The organism is Gordonia sp. PDNC005 (assembly GCF_016919385.1).
Taxonomy (GTDB): Bacteria; Actinomycetota; Actinomycetes; order Mycobacteriales; family Mycobacteriaceae; genus Gordonia.
Genome location: NZ_CP070351.1, coordinates 2,199,155 through 2,219,160 on the forward strand (window position 1 = coordinate 2,199,155; position 20,006 = coordinate 2,219,160).

At 66.2% G+C, this 20,006-nt stretch carries 18 protein-coding genes; 10 read left to right on the top strand and 8 right to left on the bottom strand.

From position 1 onward, the window contains the following. The 4 genes from JVX90_RS10460 to JVX90_RS10475 all read left to right on the top strand — a co-directional run bounded on the left by JVX90_RS10460 (position 1) and on the right by JVX90_RS10475 (position 4,789). The gene (locus JVX90_RS10460) at positions 1-894 is read left to right on the top strand and encodes a cytochrome c (RefSeq protein ID WP_205328730.1); all 894 of its coding nucleotides are present in this window, start codon (positions 1-3) and stop codon (positions 892-894) included. Further along, complete coding sequence (locus JVX90_RS10465; RefSeq protein ID WP_205328731.1) at positions 891-2,057, top strand: ubiquinol-cytochrome c reductase iron-sulfur subunit; 1,167 nt, start codon at positions 891-893, stop codon at positions 2,055-2,057. Before JVX90_RS10460 ends, JVX90_RS10465 begins: the two co-directional genes overlap by 4 nt. After that, positions 2,054-3,673, top strand: a complete 1,620-nt coding sequence (locus tag JVX90_RS10470; protein WP_205328732.1) for a cytochrome bc complex cytochrome b subunit — start codon at positions 2,054-2,056, stop codon at positions 3,671-3,673. Before JVX90_RS10465 ends, JVX90_RS10470 begins: the two co-directional genes overlap by 4 nt. 204 nt (positions 3,674-3,877) lie before the next feature. Further along, a complete protein-coding gene (locus JVX90_RS10475; RefSeq protein WP_205328733.1) occupies positions 3,878-4,789 on the top strand; it encodes a type IV toxin-antitoxin system AbiEi family antitoxin domain-containing protein in 912 nt (303 codons plus the stop codon). 61 nt (positions 4,790-4,850) lie between these two features. Here JVX90_RS10475 and JVX90_RS10480 read toward each other — a convergent pair whose 3' ends face one another. From JVX90_RS10480 to JVX90_RS10490, 3 genes are read right to left on the bottom strand one after another with little or no spacing between them, the layout of a single operon-like run. Further along, positions 4,851-5,381 carry a GNAT family N-acetyltransferase gene (locus JVX90_RS10480; protein WP_205328734.1) on the bottom strand — a complete coding sequence of 177 codons (531 nt, stop codon included), beginning with the start codon at positions 5,379-5,381 and terminating at the stop codon, positions 4,851-4,853. A gap of 38 nt (positions 5,382-5,419) precedes the next feature. Next, the gene (locus JVX90_RS10485) at positions 5,420-5,836 is read right to left on the bottom strand and encodes a cytochrome c oxidase subunit 4 (RefSeq protein WP_008376808.1); all 417 of its coding nucleotides are present in this window, start codon (positions 5,834-5,836) and stop codon (positions 5,420-5,422) included. Next, positions 5,836-6,987: a cytochrome c oxidase subunit II gene (locus tag JVX90_RS10490; RefSeq protein WP_205328735.1), complete on the bottom strand. Its 1,152-nt coding sequence runs from the start codon at positions 6,985-6,987 to the stop codon at positions 5,836-5,838. The genes JVX90_RS10485 and JVX90_RS10490 overlap by 1 nt, the downstream gene beginning before the upstream one ends. Positions 6,988-7,290: 303 nt before the next feature. Here JVX90_RS10490 and asnB point away from each other — a divergent pair, with 303 nt between their 5' ends. Further along, positions 7,291-9,216, top strand: a complete 1,926-nt coding sequence (asnB, locus tag JVX90_RS10495) for an asparagine synthase (glutamine-hydrolyzing) (RefSeq protein ID WP_205328736.1) — start codon at positions 7,291-7,293, stop codon at positions 9,214-9,216. 234 nt (positions 9,217-9,450) lie between these two features. Here the strand turns inward: asnB and JVX90_RS10500 are convergent, their stop codons facing one another. The 3 genes from JVX90_RS10500 to JVX90_RS10510 form a co-directional block, all read right to left on the bottom strand. After that, the gene (locus JVX90_RS10500) at positions 9,451-10,425 is read right to left on the bottom strand and encodes a carbohydrate kinase family protein (RefSeq protein ID WP_205328737.1); all 975 of its coding nucleotides are present in this window, start codon (positions 10,423-10,425) and stop codon (positions 9,451-9,453) included. Positions 10,426-10,502: 77 nt separating this feature from the next. Further along, complete coding sequence (locus JVX90_RS10505) at positions 10,503-10,853, bottom strand: iron-sulfur cluster assembly accessory protein (RefSeq protein ID WP_205328738.1); 351 nt, start codon at positions 10,851-10,853, stop codon at positions 10,503-10,505. 124 nt (positions 10,854-10,977) lie between these two features. Next, entirely contained in the window at positions 10,978-12,057 is a 1,080-nt protein-coding gene (locus JVX90_RS10510; protein ID WP_205328739.1) for a glycerate kinase, read from the bottom strand. A 59-nt stretch (positions 12,058-12,116) separates the two neighbouring features. On the opposite strand from JVX90_RS10510, the gene JVX90_RS10515 reads away from it, so the two are divergent. The 4 genes from JVX90_RS10515 (at position 12,117) to JVX90_RS10530 (ending at position 15,955) form a co-directional block, all read left to right on the top strand. Next, positions 12,117-12,788 carry a DUF3043 domain-containing protein gene (locus JVX90_RS10515; RefSeq protein WP_205328740.1) on the top strand — a complete coding sequence of 224 codons (672 nt, stop codon included), beginning with the start codon at positions 12,117-12,119 and terminating at the stop codon, positions 12,786-12,788. A gap of 1 nt (position 12,789) precedes the next feature. Further along, a complete protein-coding gene (cobT, locus tag JVX90_RS10520) occupies positions 12,790-14,514 on the top strand; it encodes a nicotinate-nucleotide--dimethylbenzimidazole phosphoribosyltransferase (protein ID WP_205328741.1) in 1,725 nt (574 codons plus the stop codon). Continuing rightward, complete coding sequence (locus tag JVX90_RS10525) at positions 14,504-15,250, top strand: adenosylcobinamide-GDP ribazoletransferase (RefSeq protein WP_205328742.1); 747 nt, start codon at positions 14,504-14,506, stop codon at positions 15,248-15,250. Before cobT ends, JVX90_RS10525 begins: the two co-directional genes overlap by 11 nt. A 132-nt stretch (positions 15,251-15,382) precedes the next feature. Beyond that, complete coding sequence (locus tag JVX90_RS10530; protein ID WP_205328743.1) at positions 15,383-15,955, top strand: hypothetical protein; 573 nt, start codon at positions 15,383-15,385, stop codon at positions 15,953-15,955. 62 nt (positions 15,956-16,017) lie between these two features. Here JVX90_RS10530 and JVX90_RS10535 read toward each other — a convergent pair whose 3' ends face one another. Further along, complete coding sequence (locus JVX90_RS10535) at positions 16,018-17,115, bottom strand: branched-chain amino acid aminotransferase (protein WP_205328744.1); 1,098 nt, start codon at positions 17,113-17,115, stop codon at positions 16,018-16,020. Between the two features lie 49 nt (positions 17,116-17,164). Next, positions 17,165-18,274 carry a glycine cleavage system aminomethyltransferase GcvT gene (gcvT, locus tag JVX90_RS10540; protein WP_205328745.1) on the bottom strand — a complete coding sequence of 370 codons (1,110 nt, stop codon included), beginning with the start codon at positions 18,272-18,274 and terminating at the stop codon, positions 17,165-17,167. Positions 18,275-18,359: 85 nt separating this feature from the next. Here gcvT and JVX90_RS10545 point away from each other — a divergent pair, with 85 nt between their 5' ends. Further along, entirely contained in the window at positions 18,360-19,883 is a 1,524-nt protein-coding gene (locus JVX90_RS10545; protein WP_205328746.1) for a leucyl aminopeptidase, read from the top strand. The last annotated feature ends 123 nt before the right edge of the window (positions 19,884-20,006 follow it).

Sequence of the window (20,006 nt, forward strand, 5' to 3'; positions counted from 1 at the left end):
ATGAGATCATCTCCACCGAGTTCGCCGGATTCGAGCGACGAAACGTCAGGAGCGCGCGCCAAGGCGCGCCGCAAGCTGCGTCGACGCGCCGCCGGTACCCTCTTCCTCTTCCTCGGCCTCGTCGCCACCGGCTTGATCGCCGGGCTCATCAGCCCGAAGCCGCAGATCGCGACCGCTGAAGACAAGCAGGTCGCCATGATCAATGCCGGCAAGCAGCTGTACTCGACGTCGTGCATCACCTGCCACGGCACCAACCTCGAAGGCGTGCCGGACCGCGGTCCCTCGCTCATGGGTGTCGGCGACGCCGCCGTGTACTTCCAGGTCTCGACCGGCCGTATGCCCGCCGCTCGCGGTGAGGCTCAGGCACAGCGCAAGCCCGCCAAGTTCACCGAGGCTCAGATCGATCAGCTCGGTGCCTACATTCAGGCGATGGGCGGCGGTCCCCGCGCCGCATACGTTCTGGACGAGAACGGCAACGTCAAGCGCGACGAGAACGGCTTCCCGGAGCTCAAGATGGATCAGCTCCGTGGCACCGACCTCGGTCGCGGCTCCGAGCTCTTCCGCCTCAACTGCGCCTCCTGCCACAACTTCACCGGTCGTGGCGGCGCTCTGTCGGGCGGCAAGTTCGCTCCCCCGCTGACCGATGTGAACCCGCAGCAGCTGTACACGGCGATGCTCACCGGCCCGCAGAACATGCCGAAGTTCTCCAACCGGCAGCTGTCGGTCGAAGACAAGGAAGACATCATCGGCTACATCCGCTACGCGGACACGGCCAACCCGAGCGGCGGACTCGGCCTGGGCGGATTCGGCCCGGCCTCTGAGGGTCTGACCATGTGGGTCGTCGGCGCAGCTGCCATCGTCGCAGGCGCCATGTGGATTGGATCACGAAATTGAGCGAGTCGAACAAGGACCTCCCGACCGCTGAGGAACTCGCGGCGATGTCCACCGAGGACAAGGTTCGTCTCGGCACGAACCTCGACGGTGTGGAGATCATCCACCGCACCGAGCGGTTCCCTGAACCGGGCACCCGCGCCGAGAAGCGCGCCGAGGCGACTGTCGCCATCTGGTTCACCCTCGCCGGGCTGCTCGCCCTTGCGGGAATGGTTCTCTTCATCTGGAACCGGTGGGAATTCACCATGCCGGAAGAAGAGGGCTACTGGGCCTACACGTTCTACACCCCGTTGCTCGGCGTCACCTTCGGCGGCGCGATCCTGGCGTTCGGTTTCGGCGTCATCCAGATCTCCAAGCGCTTCATCCCGCAGGAGATCTCGGTGCAGGACCGCCACGACGGCGGCTCGAGCGAGGTCGACAAGCAGACGATCGTCGCTGAACTCAGCGACACCCTGCAGACCAGCACACTCCCCCGCCGCAAGATGATCATCGGCTCCGCCGTGTTCGGCGTCGGAGCGATCGGTGTGTCGGCGGGCGTCGCAGCTCTGGGCGGTTTCATCAAGAACCCCTGGGCCAAGCGCGAAGACGCCGATCTCTGGCACTCGGGCTGGTCGACCAACCACAGCGAGAAGCCGGGCGAGACCGTCTTCCTGCGTCGCGACACCGGCAACCCGTACCAGGTCGTCCTGGTGCGCCCGGAGGATCTCGACGCAGGCGCCATGGAAACGGTCTTCCCGTGGCGCGTCTCGGACGGCTACGGCGACACCGAGCATTCGCGTCACAAGCTGCTCGAAGGCCTCCGTGCCGTCCGCAACCCCGTGATGCTGATCCGCCTCCGTCCCGAGGACAACAAGCGGGTCGTCAAGCGCCGTGGCCAGGAGAGCTTCAACTTCGGCGACTACTACGCGTACACAAAGGTGTGCAGCCACCTCGGTTGCCCCACCTCGCTGTACGAGCAGCAGACGCAGCGCATCCTGTGCCCGTGCCACCAGTCGCAGTTCAACGCGCTCGAGTACGGAAAGCCGGTCTTCGGTCCCGCCGCCCGCGCTCTCGCTCAGCTGCCTATCACTGTCAACAACCAGGGCTACTTGGTCGCCAACACCGCTATCAACGGCGGCGACTTCATCGAGCCTGTCGGACCGGCATTCTGGGAGCGTAAGTCATGACGATCGCCGATCGCCTCGCCACGCAGGCAGAAGAGGTCGACTCGAGGTACCACCTGGCTGCGGGCATGCGCCGCCAGATCAACAAGGTCTTCCCCACGCATTGGTCGTTCATGCTGGGCGAGGTCTCGCTCTACAGCTTCATCATCCTGCTGCTGTCGGGCGTGTACCTGACGTTCTTCTTCGATCCGTCGATGGCGCACGTCACGTACGAAGGCGCATATCAGCCGCTCAACGGCGTCACGATGAGCCGTGCGTACGAGACCACGCTCGACCTCTCGTTCGAGGTCCGCGGCGGTCTGTTCGTCCGCCAGATCCACCACTGGGCGGCTCTGCTGTTCGCTGCGTCGATCATCCTGCACATGATGCGCATCTTCTTCACCGGCGCGTTCCGTCGCCCGCGTGAGGCGAACTGGGTCATCGGCTGCTTCCTGCTGCTGCTGGCGATGTTCGAGGGCTTCTTCGGTTACTCGCTCCCCGACGATCTGCTGTCGGGCACGGGTGTCCGAGCCGCCATGTCGGGCATCGTCCTGGGCATTCCGTTGATCGGCACCTGGGTCCACTGGGCTCTGTTCGGTGGCGACTTCCCCGGCGACATCATCATCCCGCGCCTGTACGTGCTGCACGTGCTGCTGTTCCCGGCCATCATCCTGGCCCTGATCGGCGCTCACCTCGCACTCGTCTGGTACCAGAAGCACACGCAGTTCCCCGGCCCCGGCCGCACCGAGAAGAACGTCGTCGGCGTTCGCATCCTCCCGGTGTTCGCTGCCAAGGGCGGCGCGTTCTTCGCGATCGTGTTCGGTGTCCTCGCCGTCATGGCCGGCATCTTCCAGATCAACCCGGTCTGGAACATCGGACCGTACAACCCGGCGCAGGTGTCGGCGGGTTCGCAGCCGGACATCTACATGATGTGGACGGACGGTTTCGCTCGACTGATGCCTGCCTGGGAGCTCTACCTGGGCAACTACACGATCCCCGCCATCTTCTGGGTGGTCCTGGTGATCGGCGTGCTGTTCGGTCTGCTCTTCGGTTACCCGTGGATCGAGAAGGCCCTCACCGGCGACACTGCACACCACAACCTGCTGCAGCGTCCCCGTGACACCCCGGTTCGCACCGCCGCCGGCGCGATGGCCCTGACGTTCTACATCATCCTCACGCTGATGTGCATGAACGACATCATCGCCCTGAAGTTCCACATCTCGCTGAACGCGACGACGTGGATGGGTCGAATCGGCCTGATCGTCCTGCCGCCGCTGGTGTACTTCATCACCTACCGTTGGGCACTGTCTCTGCAGCGCAGCGACCGCGACGTTCTCTCCCACGGCATCGAGACGGGCATCATCCGTCGCGAGCCGAAGGGCGAGTACATCGAGATGCACCAGCCGCTGGGCCCGGTGGACGATCACGGCCACCCGATCCCGCTGCCCTACGAGGGTGCGGCGCTGCCGAAGCGCATGAACAAGCTCGGCTCGGCCGGCGCCCCCGGCACCGGTACCGTCCTCGTCCCGGACTCTCTCGAGGAGCAGGCGACCAACCGTCGTATCGCTCACGAGAACCACGACGCCGAGAAGAAGGCGCTCCAGGAACTTCAGGAAAAGGGCGGAAACCCGCTCGCCTGACGCTCCATCGCTTCATCGAGAGAGGCCGCCTCGCATCCGCGAGGCGGCCTCTCTCGTATCCGCTCCCCTCCCCCACCGCCTTCCCGCGGCACTTCTCGTTCCCGCACTTCGTCGGGGCGAGGAGCGCGAACGAGAAGTGCCGCGGGTACAAGCCTGTGGATACCGCCCTGGTCGGATCGCGGACTTCGCGCTTGGATACAGCGCATGTGGACGACAGATGGTAACGGCGTGGTCAGACGGTCCGAGGCGCTCGACGCAGGCCGTACAGACGCGGACATCCGACAGGCGGTCCGGAGAGGAGAACTCCTCGTCGCCTGCCGGGGTTTGTACATACCCAGATGCAGTCTGCCCGTCGAGAAGTGGCGCCTCGAACAAGAGGTCTATAAACGACGCTGCCTCTCCGAAGCCGACGCCGGGGCCGTCCTCAGTCACCAGTCCGCTGCTGCCGTCCTCGGCCTGGCGATGCTGGAACCGGACATGAGCCGTGTCCACGTGTCAGTACAAACCTCAGCCAACGGGAAACGCCGCGCCACGCGGCACATCCACACCAGCCTTGACGAGAATGATGTCATCTCCCTGGACGGCTTCCTGGTCACCAGTCCGGCACGCAGCGCTGTGGACGTAGCGCTGACCTCCGATTTCGCAGGTGCCCTCGCCGTGTTCGATTCTGCGCTGCGAATCGGAGTCGACCGTGCTGAACTCCAGGACCGCCTCGAGTCGGGCCGCCGACGAGGCATAGTCCGAGCGCGTGTTGCGCTGCGGTACGCGAACGGATTGGCCGCGAACCCCGGCGAATCGTGGAGCCGGGCTCAGATGATCGAGGCACGCTTGCCAGTTCCCAGCCTGCAGTCCGAGATCACCGTCGAAGGCCGCACCTACTTCAGCGACTTCGACTGGGATCTGCTGGTCATCGGCGAGTTCGACGGCCAAGGCAAGTACCTGGCGAACCTCCGCCCGGGCGAAGAGGTTGCTGATGCGGTCCTGCGGGAGAAGGACCGCGAGAACGCGCTACGCCGGATGGGCTTCGAGATCGTCCGCTGGGACTGGACTGTCGCGAAACGTCGACAAGTCGCTGCGCGTGTTCGCCCGTACTTGGACGCCGCCGGTCTGTTGTGATCGCGGCACTTCTCGTCCCCGCTCTCTGTCGGGGCGAGGAGCGGGGACGAGAACTGCCGCGTTACCAGACGTCGCCGGCGCGCCAGTCGCAGAGGAGGCGTGCGCTCGTGTCAATGGAGACTGTGGACGGAGTCCGGAGGATGAGGACCCCTCCCTCGTCGTCCGGTGTCATCGTCACACCGTTCGGTGTCAGGGCGCCCAGTGGACCTGTCCACGGCTCCCAGCCGCGTCGGAGATAGAGCGGCATTCCGTCGTCCGACGCCCCCAGCGCCCCGAGGTCGTACGCACTGCGGACTATCTCGTCGATCCGCGACATCAGCGCCTCGCCGATCCCCCGGCGACGCATGCGGGAGGCCACGGCAACGGCTTCTACATAGCCGACGCGATACACGTCGTCTCCTGCGACCAGCTGACGCTGGACAACCGCCGCGTGACCGACAACACCGTCGGCGTCCTCCGCGATGACGTGGACGCCACCGAGAGCATGGTCGAAGTCGGAGGCCTCGAAGTCGTGTTCGAACGCTTCGTCCAAGAATGAGAACAGCGCCGACCGATCATCGTCGGCCAGTTCGTGGGTATGACAAAGCCGCACCCGGTATCCGGGTGCGGCTTTGTCAGATGCTGTGTGCGTCAGTGCTTCTCAGGTCCGACGTGGTACTCGAACACGAGGCCTGCGACAGCAGCGAGGATCACGGCCACCATGGTGATCGAGAACCAGAAGTTGCCGGTCGCGAACCCGATCGCGAAGAGCGAGGCGCCTGCGGCGATTGCGATGGGCCAGTAGCTGTGCGGGCTGAAGAAGCCCAGCTCGCCGGCGCCGTCTTCGATCTCGGCGTCGTCGTAGTCCTCAGGGCGGATCTCAACACGACGAGCAACGAACCGGAAGTACGTTCCCGCGATCAGAGCCAGACCACCCGCGAAGAACATGCACGTGACGCCGGTCCATTCGACGCCCGTCCGGTAGTAGTAGGTGCAGACGGCGTAGATGACGCCCATCAGAATGAAGAAGACTGCGAGGACCTCGAAGAGGCGTGCTTCGATCTTCATCAGTTCTTACCTCCCTCGGCCGGAGTGCATCCGGCCAGTGCGGTGTTGTTCGCATCGCCGAGATCCGACGGAGTCGTGCCATTCGAGACGCGGCGCGTGTCGAACGGAACCGTCGTCACCGAACGCGGCTGCTGGCAGACCGCCTGCAGTGCCTCCGAGTTCGGAGCCTCCGGGTTGGCCTTGCGGAATTCGATGTAGCGAGCGAACACCTCGGGACTCACGGCCCGAACCTCGAAGTTCATCATCGCGTGGTAGGTGCCGCACATCTCCGCGCAGCGTCCGACGAAGGCGCCTTCACGATCGATACCGCTGATCTGGAACGACGAATCCGTGTGGTTCTGCTCCGGGAACGGCATGACGTCGCGCTTGAAGAGGAACTCCGGAACCCAGAACGAGTGGACGACGTCGGCCGCCGCGAGATCGAACTGGATGCGGGTGTCGGTCGGCAGGACCAGGATCGGGATCTCCGACGACGAACCAAGGGTCTCGATCTGATCGAAGGCGAGGTACTTGCGCTCCTCGTTCGACCGGCCGCCTGCGGCGCCCTTGATCTCTTCCTTCTCACCCTCGTGCTCGCGGAACTTCGGGATCTGCAGGTCGAACGCCGAGCCCTTCTTCGAGTCCTTGGCGTCGACGAGCTGCCGGCCGTTCACGTTGACCGAGTTGTACCCGAACTTCCAGTTCCACTGGAACGCGGTCACGTCGACGACGACGGCGGGATTGTCTTCCTTCGCCTCGACCTTGTTCTGGACGACGACGGTGAAGTAGAACATCACGGCGATCAGCACGAACGGGATCGCGGTGTACGCCAGTTCGAGCGGCACGTTGTAGGCCGTCTGACGCGGGATCTCCTGATCCTCGGAGTCGACTGCCTTCGCGCGGTGGAATGTGATGGTCCAGAAGATGAGGGCCCACACGAACACACCCATGGCGAGGGCGGCGATGACCGACCACGTCCAGAATTCGGCCATGTCCTTGGCTTCGCTGGTCACGCCCGCAGGCCATCCGAAGCGCATCGCTTCTTCGGCACTGCAGCCCGAGGTCATCAGCACGACGACACCCAGGACCGCGAGGGCACTGAGTCGCTTGATCGTGCGCGACGTGGGTACCCCACGTCGCACAGACGGCCGTCCACGGTTCGTCAATTTCACGCCTTCCTGCTGACAGGGAGCTGTTCTACAAGTTTCGCGCACGAGTGTTGCACTGCTCGACGCAATTCTTGCACCTAGTAACTACGCAGCGTAGTCCAACCCGCCCATCTGTTCTCGATTGGGGTTGGCGGTTTTGCACTCACGGTGGCCGACCTGCGGATTCCTCCCGTGACAAGAGTGTCGTTTCCCTCACGAGACCCGCGGGATGTCGCACCCGGCGGCGCTTCTGCGGCATAGTAGACGCGGCGCGGAGACCAGTTCTTCGCCGAGACCTGCAATCGATGTGAAAAGAGGCCAGTCAGCGTGTGCGGCTTGCTCGGAATGCTCACCAGCGACGGCACCGCGGGGCCGGACGCCGACCTGATCGCGTCCGCGGCGCATTGCATGCGCCACCGCGGTCCCGACGAGCCCGGCACCTGGCACGACGACGACATCGTCCTCGGCTTCAACCGTCTGTCGATCATCGACATCGAGCACTCTCACCAGCCGCTGCGCTGGGGACCGCCGGAGAACACCGAGCGGTACGCTCTGGTGTTCAACGGGGAGATCTACAACTACCTCGAGATCCGCGAGGAGCTGACCAACGAGTTCGGGACGCAGTTCCGGACCGAGGGCGACGGCGAGTCGATCGTCGCCGGGTTCCACCACTGGGGTCCCGACGTGGTTCGCAAGCTGCGCGGAATGTTCGCCTTCGCCGTCTGGGACACCGAGAAGCGCGAACTGTTCCTCGCCCGCGACCAGTTCGGCATCAAGCCGCTGTTCCTTGCCACGAGCAGCCGTGGCACCGCGTTCGGCAGCGAGAAGAAGAGCCTGCTGGAGATCCTCGAGCGCCTCGATCTGGACTCCGAGCTCGACGATCGCGCCATCGAGCACTACACCGTCCTCCAGTACGTTCCCGAGCCCGAGTCCCTGCATCGGAACATCACTCGCCTCGAATCCGGCTGCTACGCCACGCTTCGTCCCGGCGTCGCACCCGAGGTGACCCGCTACTTCGTGCCGAAGTTCCCCGTCCGCCCATTCGCGGCCGGTGGTGAACAGAAGCGCTACGACGAGATCGCCGACGTGCTGCGCGACTCCGTCGCCAAGCACATGAGGGCCGACGTCACCGTCGGATCATTCCTCTCCGGCGGCATCGACTCGACCGCTATCGCGGCGCTCGCGATCCAGCACAACCCCGACCTCATCACCTTCACCACCGGCTTCGAGCGTGACGGCTACTCCGAAGTGGACGTCGCTGCCGAGTCGGCCGAGGCCATCGGCGCGCGCCACATCGTCAAGGTCGTCTCACCGCGGGAGTTCGTCGACGCTCTCCCGAAGATCATCTGGTACCTCGACGACCCGGTCGCCGACCCGGCACTGGTTCCCCTGTACTTCGTCGCAGCCGAGGCCCGCAAGCATGTGAAGGTGGTCCTGTCGGGCGAGGGCGCCGACGAACTCTTCGGCGGTTACACGATCTACAAGGAGCCGCTGTCGCTCAAGTCGTTCGACAAGCTCTCCCCCGGCCTGCGTCGTCTCGCAGGCAAGGTTTCCGATCGCATCCCCGAAGGCACACGCGGCAAGAGCCTGCTCCATCGCGGTTCGCTCAGCCTTGAGGAGCGCTATTACGGAAACGCCCGCAGCTTCGACGACGCGCGCCTGCGAGCCGTTCTTCGGACCTTCCGTGAGGATTGGATGCACCAGGACGTGACCGCGCCCATCTACAAGATGAGCGAGGGCATGGACCCCGTCACCCGCATGCAGCACCTGGACCTGTTCACATGGCTGCGCGGCGACATCCTCGTCAAGGCCGACAAGATCAACATGGCGCATTCCCTCGAACTGCGCGTGCCGTTCCTCGACAAGGAGGTGTTCGCGATCGCCGAGCAACTCCCCTTCGAGGAGAAGATCAGCCACGACACCACCAAGTACGCGCTGCGCAAGGCCCTCGAGCAGATCGTGCCCCCGCACGTCCTGCACCGCCGCAAACTCGGCTTCCCGGTTCCGCTTCGCCACTGGCTGGCCGGCACCGAGATGTACGACTGGGCGCGCGAACTGATCTCGACGTCCGACACCGACCACATCTTCGACAAGAAGTTCGTGATGCAGATGCTCGAGGAGCACCGTCGCGGCGAGGTGGACAACAGCCGCCGCGTCTGGACCGTCCTCTGCTTCATGCTCTGGTACGGAATCTTCGTCGACAAGACGATCGACCCGCAGATCGAGGATCACGACTACCCGGTTCGTCTGTAGTTTCTCGACCAGCCGGTCTCGACCGACACGTCTCGACCAGCGGGCGAGTCGAAGCGTCTCGCACCCGAACATAAGCTCGGCACCATCGGACAGCAGCAGACCGTCAGACAGTCGAGCTGCCCGTCACGACGCTTCGACTCGCTTCGCTCGCTCAACGAGCAGGAATATCATCGCGAGCTCGCTCAAGATCCACTGCTCGTTGAGCGAGCGAAGCGAGTCGAAGCGTCGGCCGGACTAGGCCAGCGCGGCGCGGATGGCGTCGGCCGATTCCTGGCCGTAGGCACCTGACAGGCGGGCGTGGGCCGCGTCGACGTCCCACGTCCAGCCCTGAGTCGAGTCCGACTCCAGGACGAGGGTCGCGACCATTGCGCCGAGCTGTGCGGAGCGCTCAAAACCGAGGTCCTTGCCGAGGCCGGTCAGGAACCCTGCGCGGAAGCCGTCGCCGACGCCTGTCGGATCGACCTGCTCGTTCACCGGAACGACGCCGACGTGCGTCAATGAGCCGTCCGTGTCGATGATGTCGACGCCCTTGGAACCGAGCGTGGTGACGCGAACACCGACCATCTCGGCGATGTCGCCGTCGGTCAGGCCGGTCTTCTGCTTGAGCAGGCCCCACTCGTACTCATTCGTGAACAGGTAGGCCGCACCATTGATGAGAGCGCGAGCCGTGTCGCCGTCGAGTCGGGCGAGCTGCTGAGACGGATCCGCGGCGAACGCCAGGCCCGCCTCACGGCAGGCGTTCGTGTGCCTGACCATGGCGGCCGGGTCGTCGGCGCCGATGAGCACGATGTCCGGACGTTCCCCGCCCGCGACGACATCGAGCAGGTCGATGTCGCCCGCCTCTGTCATCGCACCCGCGTAGAACGTCGCGAGCTGTGCCATCGTCTCATCGGTGGTGCACATGAATCGTGCGGTGTGCTTGGTTGTCGAACGGCGCACGCCACGGCAGTCGACGCCGTGGTCGGTAAGCCAGTTCTCGTAGTCGTCGAAGTCGGCGCCGGCGGCACCCACCAACAGGGGTCGGTTACCGAGCACGCCGAGTGCGTACGCGATGTTTCCGCCGACTCCTCCGCGATGCAAGACGAGATCCTCGACGAGGAAGCTGAGTGAGATGTGTTCGAGCTGATCGGCGACCAACTGGTCGGAGAACTTGCCCGGGAACTTCATCAGATGATCGGTCGCAAGCGACCCGCAGACGGCTGTGAACATCTGTCTCACGGTAGTGCAGACGAATGTGGCCGCGACCCGGGGTGGGGTCGCGGCCACATCTCGCTTGCGCTGAAAGATCAGTTGAACGAGTCGCCGCAGGCGCAGCTGCCGGTCGCGTTCGGGTTGTCGATCGTGAAGCCCTGCTTCTCGATGCTGTCGACGAAATCGATCGTCGCACCCTGAACGTACGGCGCGCTCATCCGATCGACGGCCAGCTTCACGCCGCCGAAGTCCTGGACCAGGTCGCCGTCGAGCGTCCGGTCGTCGAAGAACAGCTGGTAACGCAAGCCCGCACAACCGCCCGGCTGCACGGCGATGCGCAGCGCGAGGTCGTCGCGGCCCTCCTGATCGAGCAGGGCCTTCGCCTTGGCTGCAGCGCTGTCGCTGAGCAGGACACCTGTGTCGGTGGTTTCATTCTGAACGGTCATGGGCGCTCCTCATGTCGCCGGCCGCGTCTGCACGAGCGAACCGGGATACGTCTGTCGTCGAACCGCAGACACGACGATCACGTGTGTTGACGGTCTGACTGGCTCAACGGTACTCGCTGTGCGCCTATTCCCGCATCACGCCCTCAATTGTGTCCACCGTGCTCGCAACGTCGGCGGCCAGCCCCATCAACGTCTCACGCGGACGCTGCAGGGCCCTTTCCACTGATCCCGCGTGCGCGGCCACAGACCTGACCGCAGTCACTCCGGCGATGTCCGGCGTCCCGCGGACCTGGCCGGCGAGGACGATCAGCGGTGTGCCGCTCGCCTCTGCGGCGAGTGCGGCGATCACCTTCCCTCGAGCGGTCTGCTCGTCGTATCGCCCCTCGCCGGTGACGATCACGTCCGCGGCGGCGATCTGCCTGCGGCGGCCCGTGGCTTCGGCGACCACGTCGGCTCCCGACCTCCGATGTCCCCCGAGCGCCAGCAGCGCGGCGCCGAGGCCTCCCGCGGCACCTGCTCCAGGCAGGTCGGCCACTGCGTCGCCGAGTGTCGCCGCCCAATCAGTCAGACGCGTCTCGAGGAACGTCACCGTCGTCGGATCCGCGCCCTTCTGCGGACCGAACACGGCCGCCGCACCGGCGGCTCCCAACAGCGGATTGTCAACGTCCGAGGCCACAACCAGGTCGATTCCGCTCAGTTGAGCTCTAGCGACGTCGATTCCGCCGAGTGCGTCGACGGCGCCCTTCCCGCCGTCAGTCGTGGCACTTCCGCCCAACCCGACGACGATCCTCGTCGCGCCCGATGAGACAGCGGCTGCGAGCATCGTCCCGACTCCCGCCGTGGACGCTGCACACGCCGACGACGGATCGGGCGCACGGCCGAGCAGGTGGAGTCCGCACGCCTGCGCCGCTTCCAGGTACACCGTCCCGTCGGGGCCGTGGCCCACGGCGGCGTCGACCGGCCGTCCGAGCGGTCCCGGGACCCGCAGAAATCGGACCGAGACCACACCCGCTGCCTGCAGTACGGCGATGAACCCGGGCCCACCGTCCGACTGCGGGAGGAGCCTCACGCGATCGCCGGGACGCGAGACCGACCATCCCTGCGCAATCGCCTCGGCAGCATCGACGGCCGAGAGAGTGCCGCCGAACTCGTCCGGCGCGATGACAACACGAAGCGTCGTCCGGTTCACGGTCGTCGGTGTCATAGGTCGGACACTAACGCCCGATCGTCGACACGGTCCGGTCATCGCCTAGTCTCAACGGTGTGAAGTTGCCCTGGAAGCCCGCTGCGACGAGCACCGACGACACCGCAGACGACGCGGCGTCGTCCTCCGCCGCGCCCGCCCCCGCAGAGACCCCGGCCAAGGCCGGACCTACGCCCGGCAAGGGCCGTCCGACGCCGAAACGACGCGACTCCGAGAAGCGTCGCGGCCCCGTCGCGGCCCCTCCGACGACGCGCGCCGAGGCTCGTGAGCGCAAGAAGGCGCTCAAGAGGACGATGAGCAAGGACGAGCGCAAGGCACTGTCGGCCGAGCGCAAGCAGGTGCGCATCGATCAGCGCGAGAAGATGATGTCGGGTGACGAGAAGTACCTGATGGCCCGCGACAAGGGCCCGGTCCGCAAGATGGTCCGCGACATCGTCGACGCACGACGCAACTTCGCGGGCCTGTTCATGCCGTTCGCGGTGCTGCTCATCGTCGCGATCATGGTGCCCAAGCTCGCGGTGATCGCGAACCTGCTGCTCCTCGTGTTCGTCGTGTTCATGGCGATCGACTCGATGTTCCTCGGCCGCATGGTCAACAAGCGGGTCCGCGAACGCTACCCGGACACGCAGGAGAAGCCCTTCCGCCTCGGTTGGTACGCCTTCACCCGCGCGATGCAGCTCCGAGTGATGCGTGCACCGAAGCCGCAGACCAAGCCCGGCGACAAGGTCTGACATGCGGTATCTCGTCCTGGGCGGAACCCGTTCGGGCAAGTCCGCGCATGCCGAGAACCTCCTCGCGGAAGCTAATCGGCCTCGGTACCTGGCGACCGGCGCGGTCGACGTAGATGAAGCGTGGGATGTCCGCGTGGACGCGCACCGGGCGCGACGCGGAGATCACTTCCTGACTGTCGAGACTCACGATCCGGCGGCCGAGATGCGGCTCGATCCCGAATCACCGGTCCTGATCGACGATCTCGGCTCCTGGGTGACGACACTGCTCGACACCGCGAACGCCTGGGACGATCCGGCCGCCACCATCACCGCTGCCGTCGACGATCTGTGCTCGGCGATCGTCGACCACGGAGCGGATGTGGTCGTTGTGAGCCCCGAAGTCGGGATGTCCGTCGTCGCACCCACCCCTGTCGGTCGCCGGTTCGCCGACGAGATCGGCTCGGTGAACAGCCGTGTCGCGCAGGTCTGCGAGACCGTGCATCTCGTCGTCGCGGGTCGAGTCCTCGAGTTGCCCGCTCGGAGCGTTCCGTTGACGGCAGAGCCCGCGCCGGTCGACGCCGAGACTCCCCGCAGCGCTGTCGAGGCGCCGCTGGTCCCCGTACCCGTCGCCCCCTTTCCCGAGACGATCTCCCCGTCAACGTCGTTCGTCGGCGCCGCTATGCCCGACGGCATCGACGCCGAAGTGTTCCCAGCCGTCGATCCCCCCTCCCCGGAGGTCGCGGACGCGGCGCGCGCCCGTCACCTGACCCTCACCAAGCCCCCGGGCGCGCTCGGGCTGCTCGAGGATCTCGGCGTCTGGATCTCCGCGTGCCAGGACCAGTGTCCGCCGCATCGGCTCACCTCACCCGCGGTGGCCGTGTTCGCCGGAGACCACGGAGTGGCGGAGGACGGCGTGTCGGCCTTCCCGCCCGAGGTGACGGCACAGATGGTCGCGAACATCGCCGCGGGCGGTGCAGCAGTCAATGTCCTCGCGCGTCGTGCCGGTGCGAAAGTGCACGTGTTCGACATGTCGGTGAAGGCAGACGTCCCCGACGGCGATGCCGCGGCAAGCGCGTACAAGGTCCGCAACGGCAGCGGAGACCTCCGCACCGGGGACGCCATGACAATCGCCGAGGCGCGGAAGTCCCTCGCCGCCGGACGCGCGATCGCCGACCGCCTCGTCGACTCCGGTGCTGACCTTCTCATAGCGGGCGACATGGGCATCGGGAACACCACCCCGGCAGCCGTGCTGATCGGCACCATCGCCGATCGCGAGCCTGTTGTCGTCGTTGGACGCGGTACCGGCATCAACGACGCCACCTGGATCCGCAAGACCGCCGCCATTCGCGACGGCATGAGATACGGCCGCCGATTCCGCAATGAGCCGTTGGCACTGCTCGCCGCTGTCGGCGGACCCGACCTGGCAGCCATGACCGGCTTCTACGCCCAGGCCGCCCTTCGTCGGACGCCGGTCCTCATCGACGGTGTGGTGACCTCCGCCGCGGCCCTCGTCGCTGAACAGCTCGCGCCCGGCGCATCGGCCTGGTGGCGAGCCGGTCACCGCTCGACCGAACCGGCCCACGGGTTTGCTCTGGCCAGCCTCGGGCTCGAACCGATCGTCGACATGTCGATGCGTCTCGGCGAAGGCACCGGCGCGCTGACCGCACTCCCGATCGTCGCTTCGGCTGTCGACGTGCTGATCGACATGGCGACATTCGCCGACGCCGGCGTCAGCGATGGCGGTTAATCCGGCCACAGCCCTGCAGGTGGCGGTCACGTGGCTGACCGTCGCACCACTGCCCCAGCCGCGGGCCGAGATGGATCGGCGAACGGGTGGTGCGGCGATCGCCGCAGTCCCAGTGGTCGGCGCCCTCCTCGGCGCGATGGCCACGGCTGTTGCCTTCGGGCTGTCGTACACCAGACTGCCCGATCTCGTCATCGGTCTGCTCGTCGTGAGTGTGCTTGCGCTCGCGACACGGGGCATGCATCTCGACGGGCTCGCCGACACCGCTGACGGCCTCGGCTGCTACGGCGCCCCCGACAGGGTGCGCGAGGTGATGCGCAGCGGCGATGTCGGCCCGTTCGGCGCCGCCACTCTGGCCGTGGTCCTCGCAGTCCAAGCGGTCGCGTACGCGACCCTGACCGGTGACCACGGATGGGCGCAGATCGTCTTCGCAGTAGTCCTCGGCCGAGTCGCCGTCGTCTATGCGTGCCGTCATGGACTGGATGCGGCGAACGCCGACGGCTTCGGCGCCCTCGTCGCCGGGACTCAACGATGGTCGATGTTCGTCTGGACCGTGGCGGCTCTCGGCGCGGCGTGGCCACTCAGTGTCCGCGCGATCTGCGCGGTACCCGCAGCCATCGTGTTCACAGTCGCCTTCACGGCACACTGCCGCCGCCGAATCGGCGGCGTCAGCGGCGACGTGCTCGGTGCCGTCGTGGAACTCACAACGGCAGTGATCCTGGTGGTTCTCATCCTCTGAGCGAAAGTCCGCTGGCACAGATTCGACGCTGTCAATCAGTCGTTGAGACGAATCGACTACTGCCGAGTAACTGACTATGGGGTGTTCGGACACACTCGACGTGCAAAGTCCCCCACGACACACGGAGATTCCATGCCCAACCGGATTCGAAACACGCTCATAGTCGCCGGAATCGCTGCTTGCTCGGCGGTGACGATCGGCGTCGGAACCGCCGCCGCGTACGACACCATCTACGTCGACGAAGCGCTCTACCCGCACACCGACACGCTCACCAGCGGCGTGTTCGACGTGTCCGTCACCAACAAGACCGAGCTGATCGCAGACTGCACCGTGACCCTGTACCCGACGTCGGAGAAGGCCGACGCCGAGAATCTCGCCACCGTGACGAACGATTGGTGGCGGAAGGTCGCTTCCGACACCGAGCTCTCGGATGCACGAGCTTCGGTGACCGGTGAAGCGGGCACGGCGACACTCTCCGACATCCCTGCGGACGGGATCAAGACCGCGTCGATCACACCGTCTGCACCTCTGCAGTCCAGCTACGTGGTGTTCAAGTTCTGCCGCGCCGACGACCTGCCGAACGAGACCTACAAGGTCTCCGCGACGACCTACGAGATCACCGCGACAACTCCCGAGCCGGAGAACCCGACCTTCGGCAGCCTGACCGGTCCGGGACTCGGCAGCCTCGGATCGCTCCTCCCCTGAAAAACGTTGGAGGCGTTTCCCGGTCTGACACCGGGAAACGCCTCCAACGTTTCAGCCTGGGATTACTTGAGGCGGGTCATCCACCCGTGAGTGTCAGCGAAGGTGCCGCGCTGCAGCCCGGTGAGGGTGTCGCGCAGCGCCTGGGTGACCTCGCCGGTGGCGCCGTCGCCGATCGTGTAAGCATCGGTGTCGCTCTGGACCCGGCCGACCGGCGTGATGACGGCCGCCGTGCCACAGGCGAAGACCTCGGTGATCTCGCCGGATCGGACTCCGTCTGCGAGCTCATCCGTGGAGATCTTGCGCTCTTCGACTGAGTAGCCCGCATCCGCGGCGAGCGCGAGCAACGACTTCCGCGTGACACCGGGCAGCAGCGAACCGCTCAACTCGGGCGTCACCAGACGCGCCTGCGAACCGGAACCGAAGACGAAGAACAGGTTCATCCCGCCCATCTCCTCGATGTACCGGTGCTCGGTCGCGTCGAGCCAAACCACCTGGTCACAGCCCTTCTCCGCCGCCTGCGCCTGTGCGAGGAGCGAGGCGGCATAGTTGCCGCCGAACTTGGCTGCGCCCGTGCCGCCGGGCGACGCACGGACGTATTCGGTGCACAGATACACGCTGACCGGCTTGAGCCCGCCTTGGAAGTACGCGCCAGCCGGCGATGCGATCAGCACGTACCGGTACTGGTTCGCCGGACGGACACCGAGGCTGGCCTCGGTCGCGAACATGAAGGGACGCAGGTACAGCGATTCCTCGCCGCCGGCCGGTGGCACCCAGGCGTCGTCGACCTCCAGCAGCGCGCGCAATGATCCGACGAAGTCCTCGACCGGGAACTCGGGCATCGCGAGACGACGTGCCGACGTGTTGAACCGCTCGGCGTTCGCCTCGGGACGGAACGCGGCGATAGTGCCGTCGGGCTGGCGGTAGGCCTTGAGGCCCTCGAAGATCTCCTGCGCGTAGTGCAGGACCATCGCGGCCGGATCGAGCGCGATGGGACCGTACGGAGTCACCTTCGCGTCGTGCCATCCGCGCTCACGGTCGTAGTCGACTACCACCATGTAGTCGGTGAAGTGGTTGCCGAAGCCCGGCGCGGCGAGAATCTCTGCGCGTCGACCCTCCGACACCGGATGCGGATGCTCGGTGCGAGTGAACTCCAAGGTCATGCACCGATCCTAGCGAAGTTCCGCATGCGACTTACGTCGAGACCGGCTGTCAGACGTTGCCCTGGACGAACGGCGGCAGCACCACTTCGCATTCGAGGGCGCGACCGCGGACGTCGACCACCACCGTCGCCCCCTTCTTGACGCCCGACGCCACGTCGATGAAAGCCAGCGCGATGCCCTGCTTGAGCGTCGGCGAGAAGGTGCCGGACGTGCACACGCCGATCGCCTCGCCGCCGGCCTCGAGGTGCACGGTGCAATCCGCGCGCGGCACACCGCGACCGGTGGCCTTGAGACCGTAGAGGCGGCGCGCGGGGCCCGCCTCCTTCTCCGCGACCAAGACGTCGCGGCCGAAGAACTCCGGCTTGTCCCATCCCACTGCCCACGAGCTGCGTGCCTGGACCGGTGTGATGTCGGGGCTCAGTTCGTGGCCGTGCAGGGCGTACCCCATCTCCGTGCGCAGCGTGTCACGTGCGCCGAGACCGGCGGGCAGCCCGTCGCGGGAGGTGACCTCTGCGAGTAGAGCGTCAAAAACCGGGCCGGCGTCGGCCCAGGTCGGCAGGATCTCGTACCCGTGCTCACCGGTGTAGCCGGTCCGACACACCCGCACGGTGCGCTCCGCACCGTCCACGGTCAGGGTCGCGTCGGCGAACGCCATGTACTCCATCTCAGTGGGCAGACCGAGGGAGGCGAGCACATCGGCCGACTTCGGTCCCTGCACGGCGAACACCGCGTAGTCACGATGCAGGTCGGTGATCTCGACGCCTTCCGGCGCCACTGCCTTCAGCGCGGCGACAACCGCAGGGGTGTTGGACGCGTTCGGGATGAGGAACACTTCATCATCGCTGACCAGATAGGTGATCAGATCGTCGACGACGCCGCCTTCTGCGTTGCAGCACATCGTGTACTGCGCCTTACCCGCGGCCACCTTGCGCAGGTCGTTGGTAAAGCAGCGGTTGACGAAGTCGGCAGCGCCGGGCCCGGCGACGAGCGCTTTGCCCAGGTGGCTGACGTCGAAGATCCCAACTGTTTCGCGGACTGCGGTGTGCTCCGCGACGGTGCCGGAGTACGACACCGGCATGTCCCATCCGCCGAATTCGGCGAACGATGCCCCGAGAGCGATGTGACGGTCGGCGATTGGCCCTGCAAGGAGTTCGGTCATACCCGATACGGTATCGCCCTCGCATCAGCCGCGTAGCGCCGCCGGTCGCATCGGCGTCGACCCACCTGTGGCAGAGTTGACACCTGTGAGCAGCAACGACTTCTCCGACCGCGTTCGCGGTCCGCGCATCGAACTGACCACTGCCCTCGCCAAGGACGACGACGTCCTGGTGATCGGCCTGATCGCCGCAGAGGACGCCGACACCGAAGCACCGTCCCTGCTGATCGGCGAGGACCTCCTCGACGACGCGACGGCCGACGCCGTGTCGGCGAGCGTCGCGGCCCTCGGCGGCACCGGCCGCAGCGGAGAGATCCTCAGCTTTCCGGCTCCGGCCTCGCTGCCGGTCCGTCTGATCCAGACCGTCGGCCTCGGCCAGGACACCGGCGAGCACGACGCCGACACGATCCGACAGGCCGCAGGCGAGTCCGTCCGCAAACTCGACGGTGTCGGCCGGGTGGTCAGCACTCTCGCCCAGGCCGGTGTCGGCCCCGCGGCGGAGGGCTACTTCCTCGGCGCATACCGCTTCGAGGAGTTCCGCTCGGAGAAGTCGGCGTCGAAGAAGCAGGCGCCGTCGGAGGTCCGACTGCTGGCCACCAAGTCGAAGGAGAATCGCGCAGAGCTCGATCACGCGCTGATCGTCGCCGACGCTGTCGCGCTCGCCCGAGACTTCGTCAACACTCCCCCGAGTCACCTGTTCCCGGCGGAGTTCGCCGAGCGCACCCGTGTACTCGCCAGCCAGGCCGGTCTCCGCGTCGAGATCCTCGACGACGTCGAGCTCGCCAAGGCCGGTTACGGCGGAATCGTCGGTGTCGGCAAGGGCAGCTCCCGCCCGCCGCGTCTGGTTCGACTCGTCCACGAGGCCAAGGGCGCGGAACGCACAGTCGCGCTTGTCGGCAAGGGCATCACATTCGACACCGGCGGCATCTCGATCAAGCCCGCCGCGGGCATGGACCACATGACCTCCGACATGGGCGGCGCCGCAGCGGTTGTCGCGACGGCGATCGCCGCCGCCAAGCTCGATGTGAACGTCACCGTCATCGCCACCGTGCCGATGGCCGAGAACATGCCGTCGGGTACCGCCCAGCGACCGGGCGACGTCCTGACGCAGTACGGCGGAACGACAGTCGAGGTCCTCAACACTGACGCCGAGGGACGGCTGATCCTCGCCGACGCGATCGTCCGCGCCTGCGAGGACGATCCGGACTACCTGATCGACACCGCTACGCTGACCGGCGCGCAGATGGTGGCACTCGGCAACCGGACGCCCGGCGTGCTCGGCACCGATGATTTCCGTGATCGCGTCGCGTCGGTCTCGCAGAGTGTCGGCGAGAACGGCTGGCCCATGCCGATGCCGTCAGAGCTGCGCGGTGACCTCGATTCGCGAGTCGCCGACCTCGCCAACGTCACCAACCATCGTTGGGGCGGGATGCTGTCCGCGGCGATCTTCCTCAAGGAGTTCGTAGGCGAAGGAATCGGCTGGGCGCACGTGGACGTCGCGGGTCCTGCGTTCAACACCTCCGGACCGTGGGGTTACACGACCAAGGGCGGCACGGGTGTGCCCGTTCGCACGCTGATCGCGGTTCTCGAAGACGTCGTCGAGAACGGCTGAGGCGACGGCGAATCCGCTACCGGCGGGTAACTGATGGACTCCCCTGAGCGGTTCACGGGTTGCGGGTACTGTGAATTCGGGAGTCGGTCGATCCACCGCCTGCACCACGCGTGAGCGCACCAC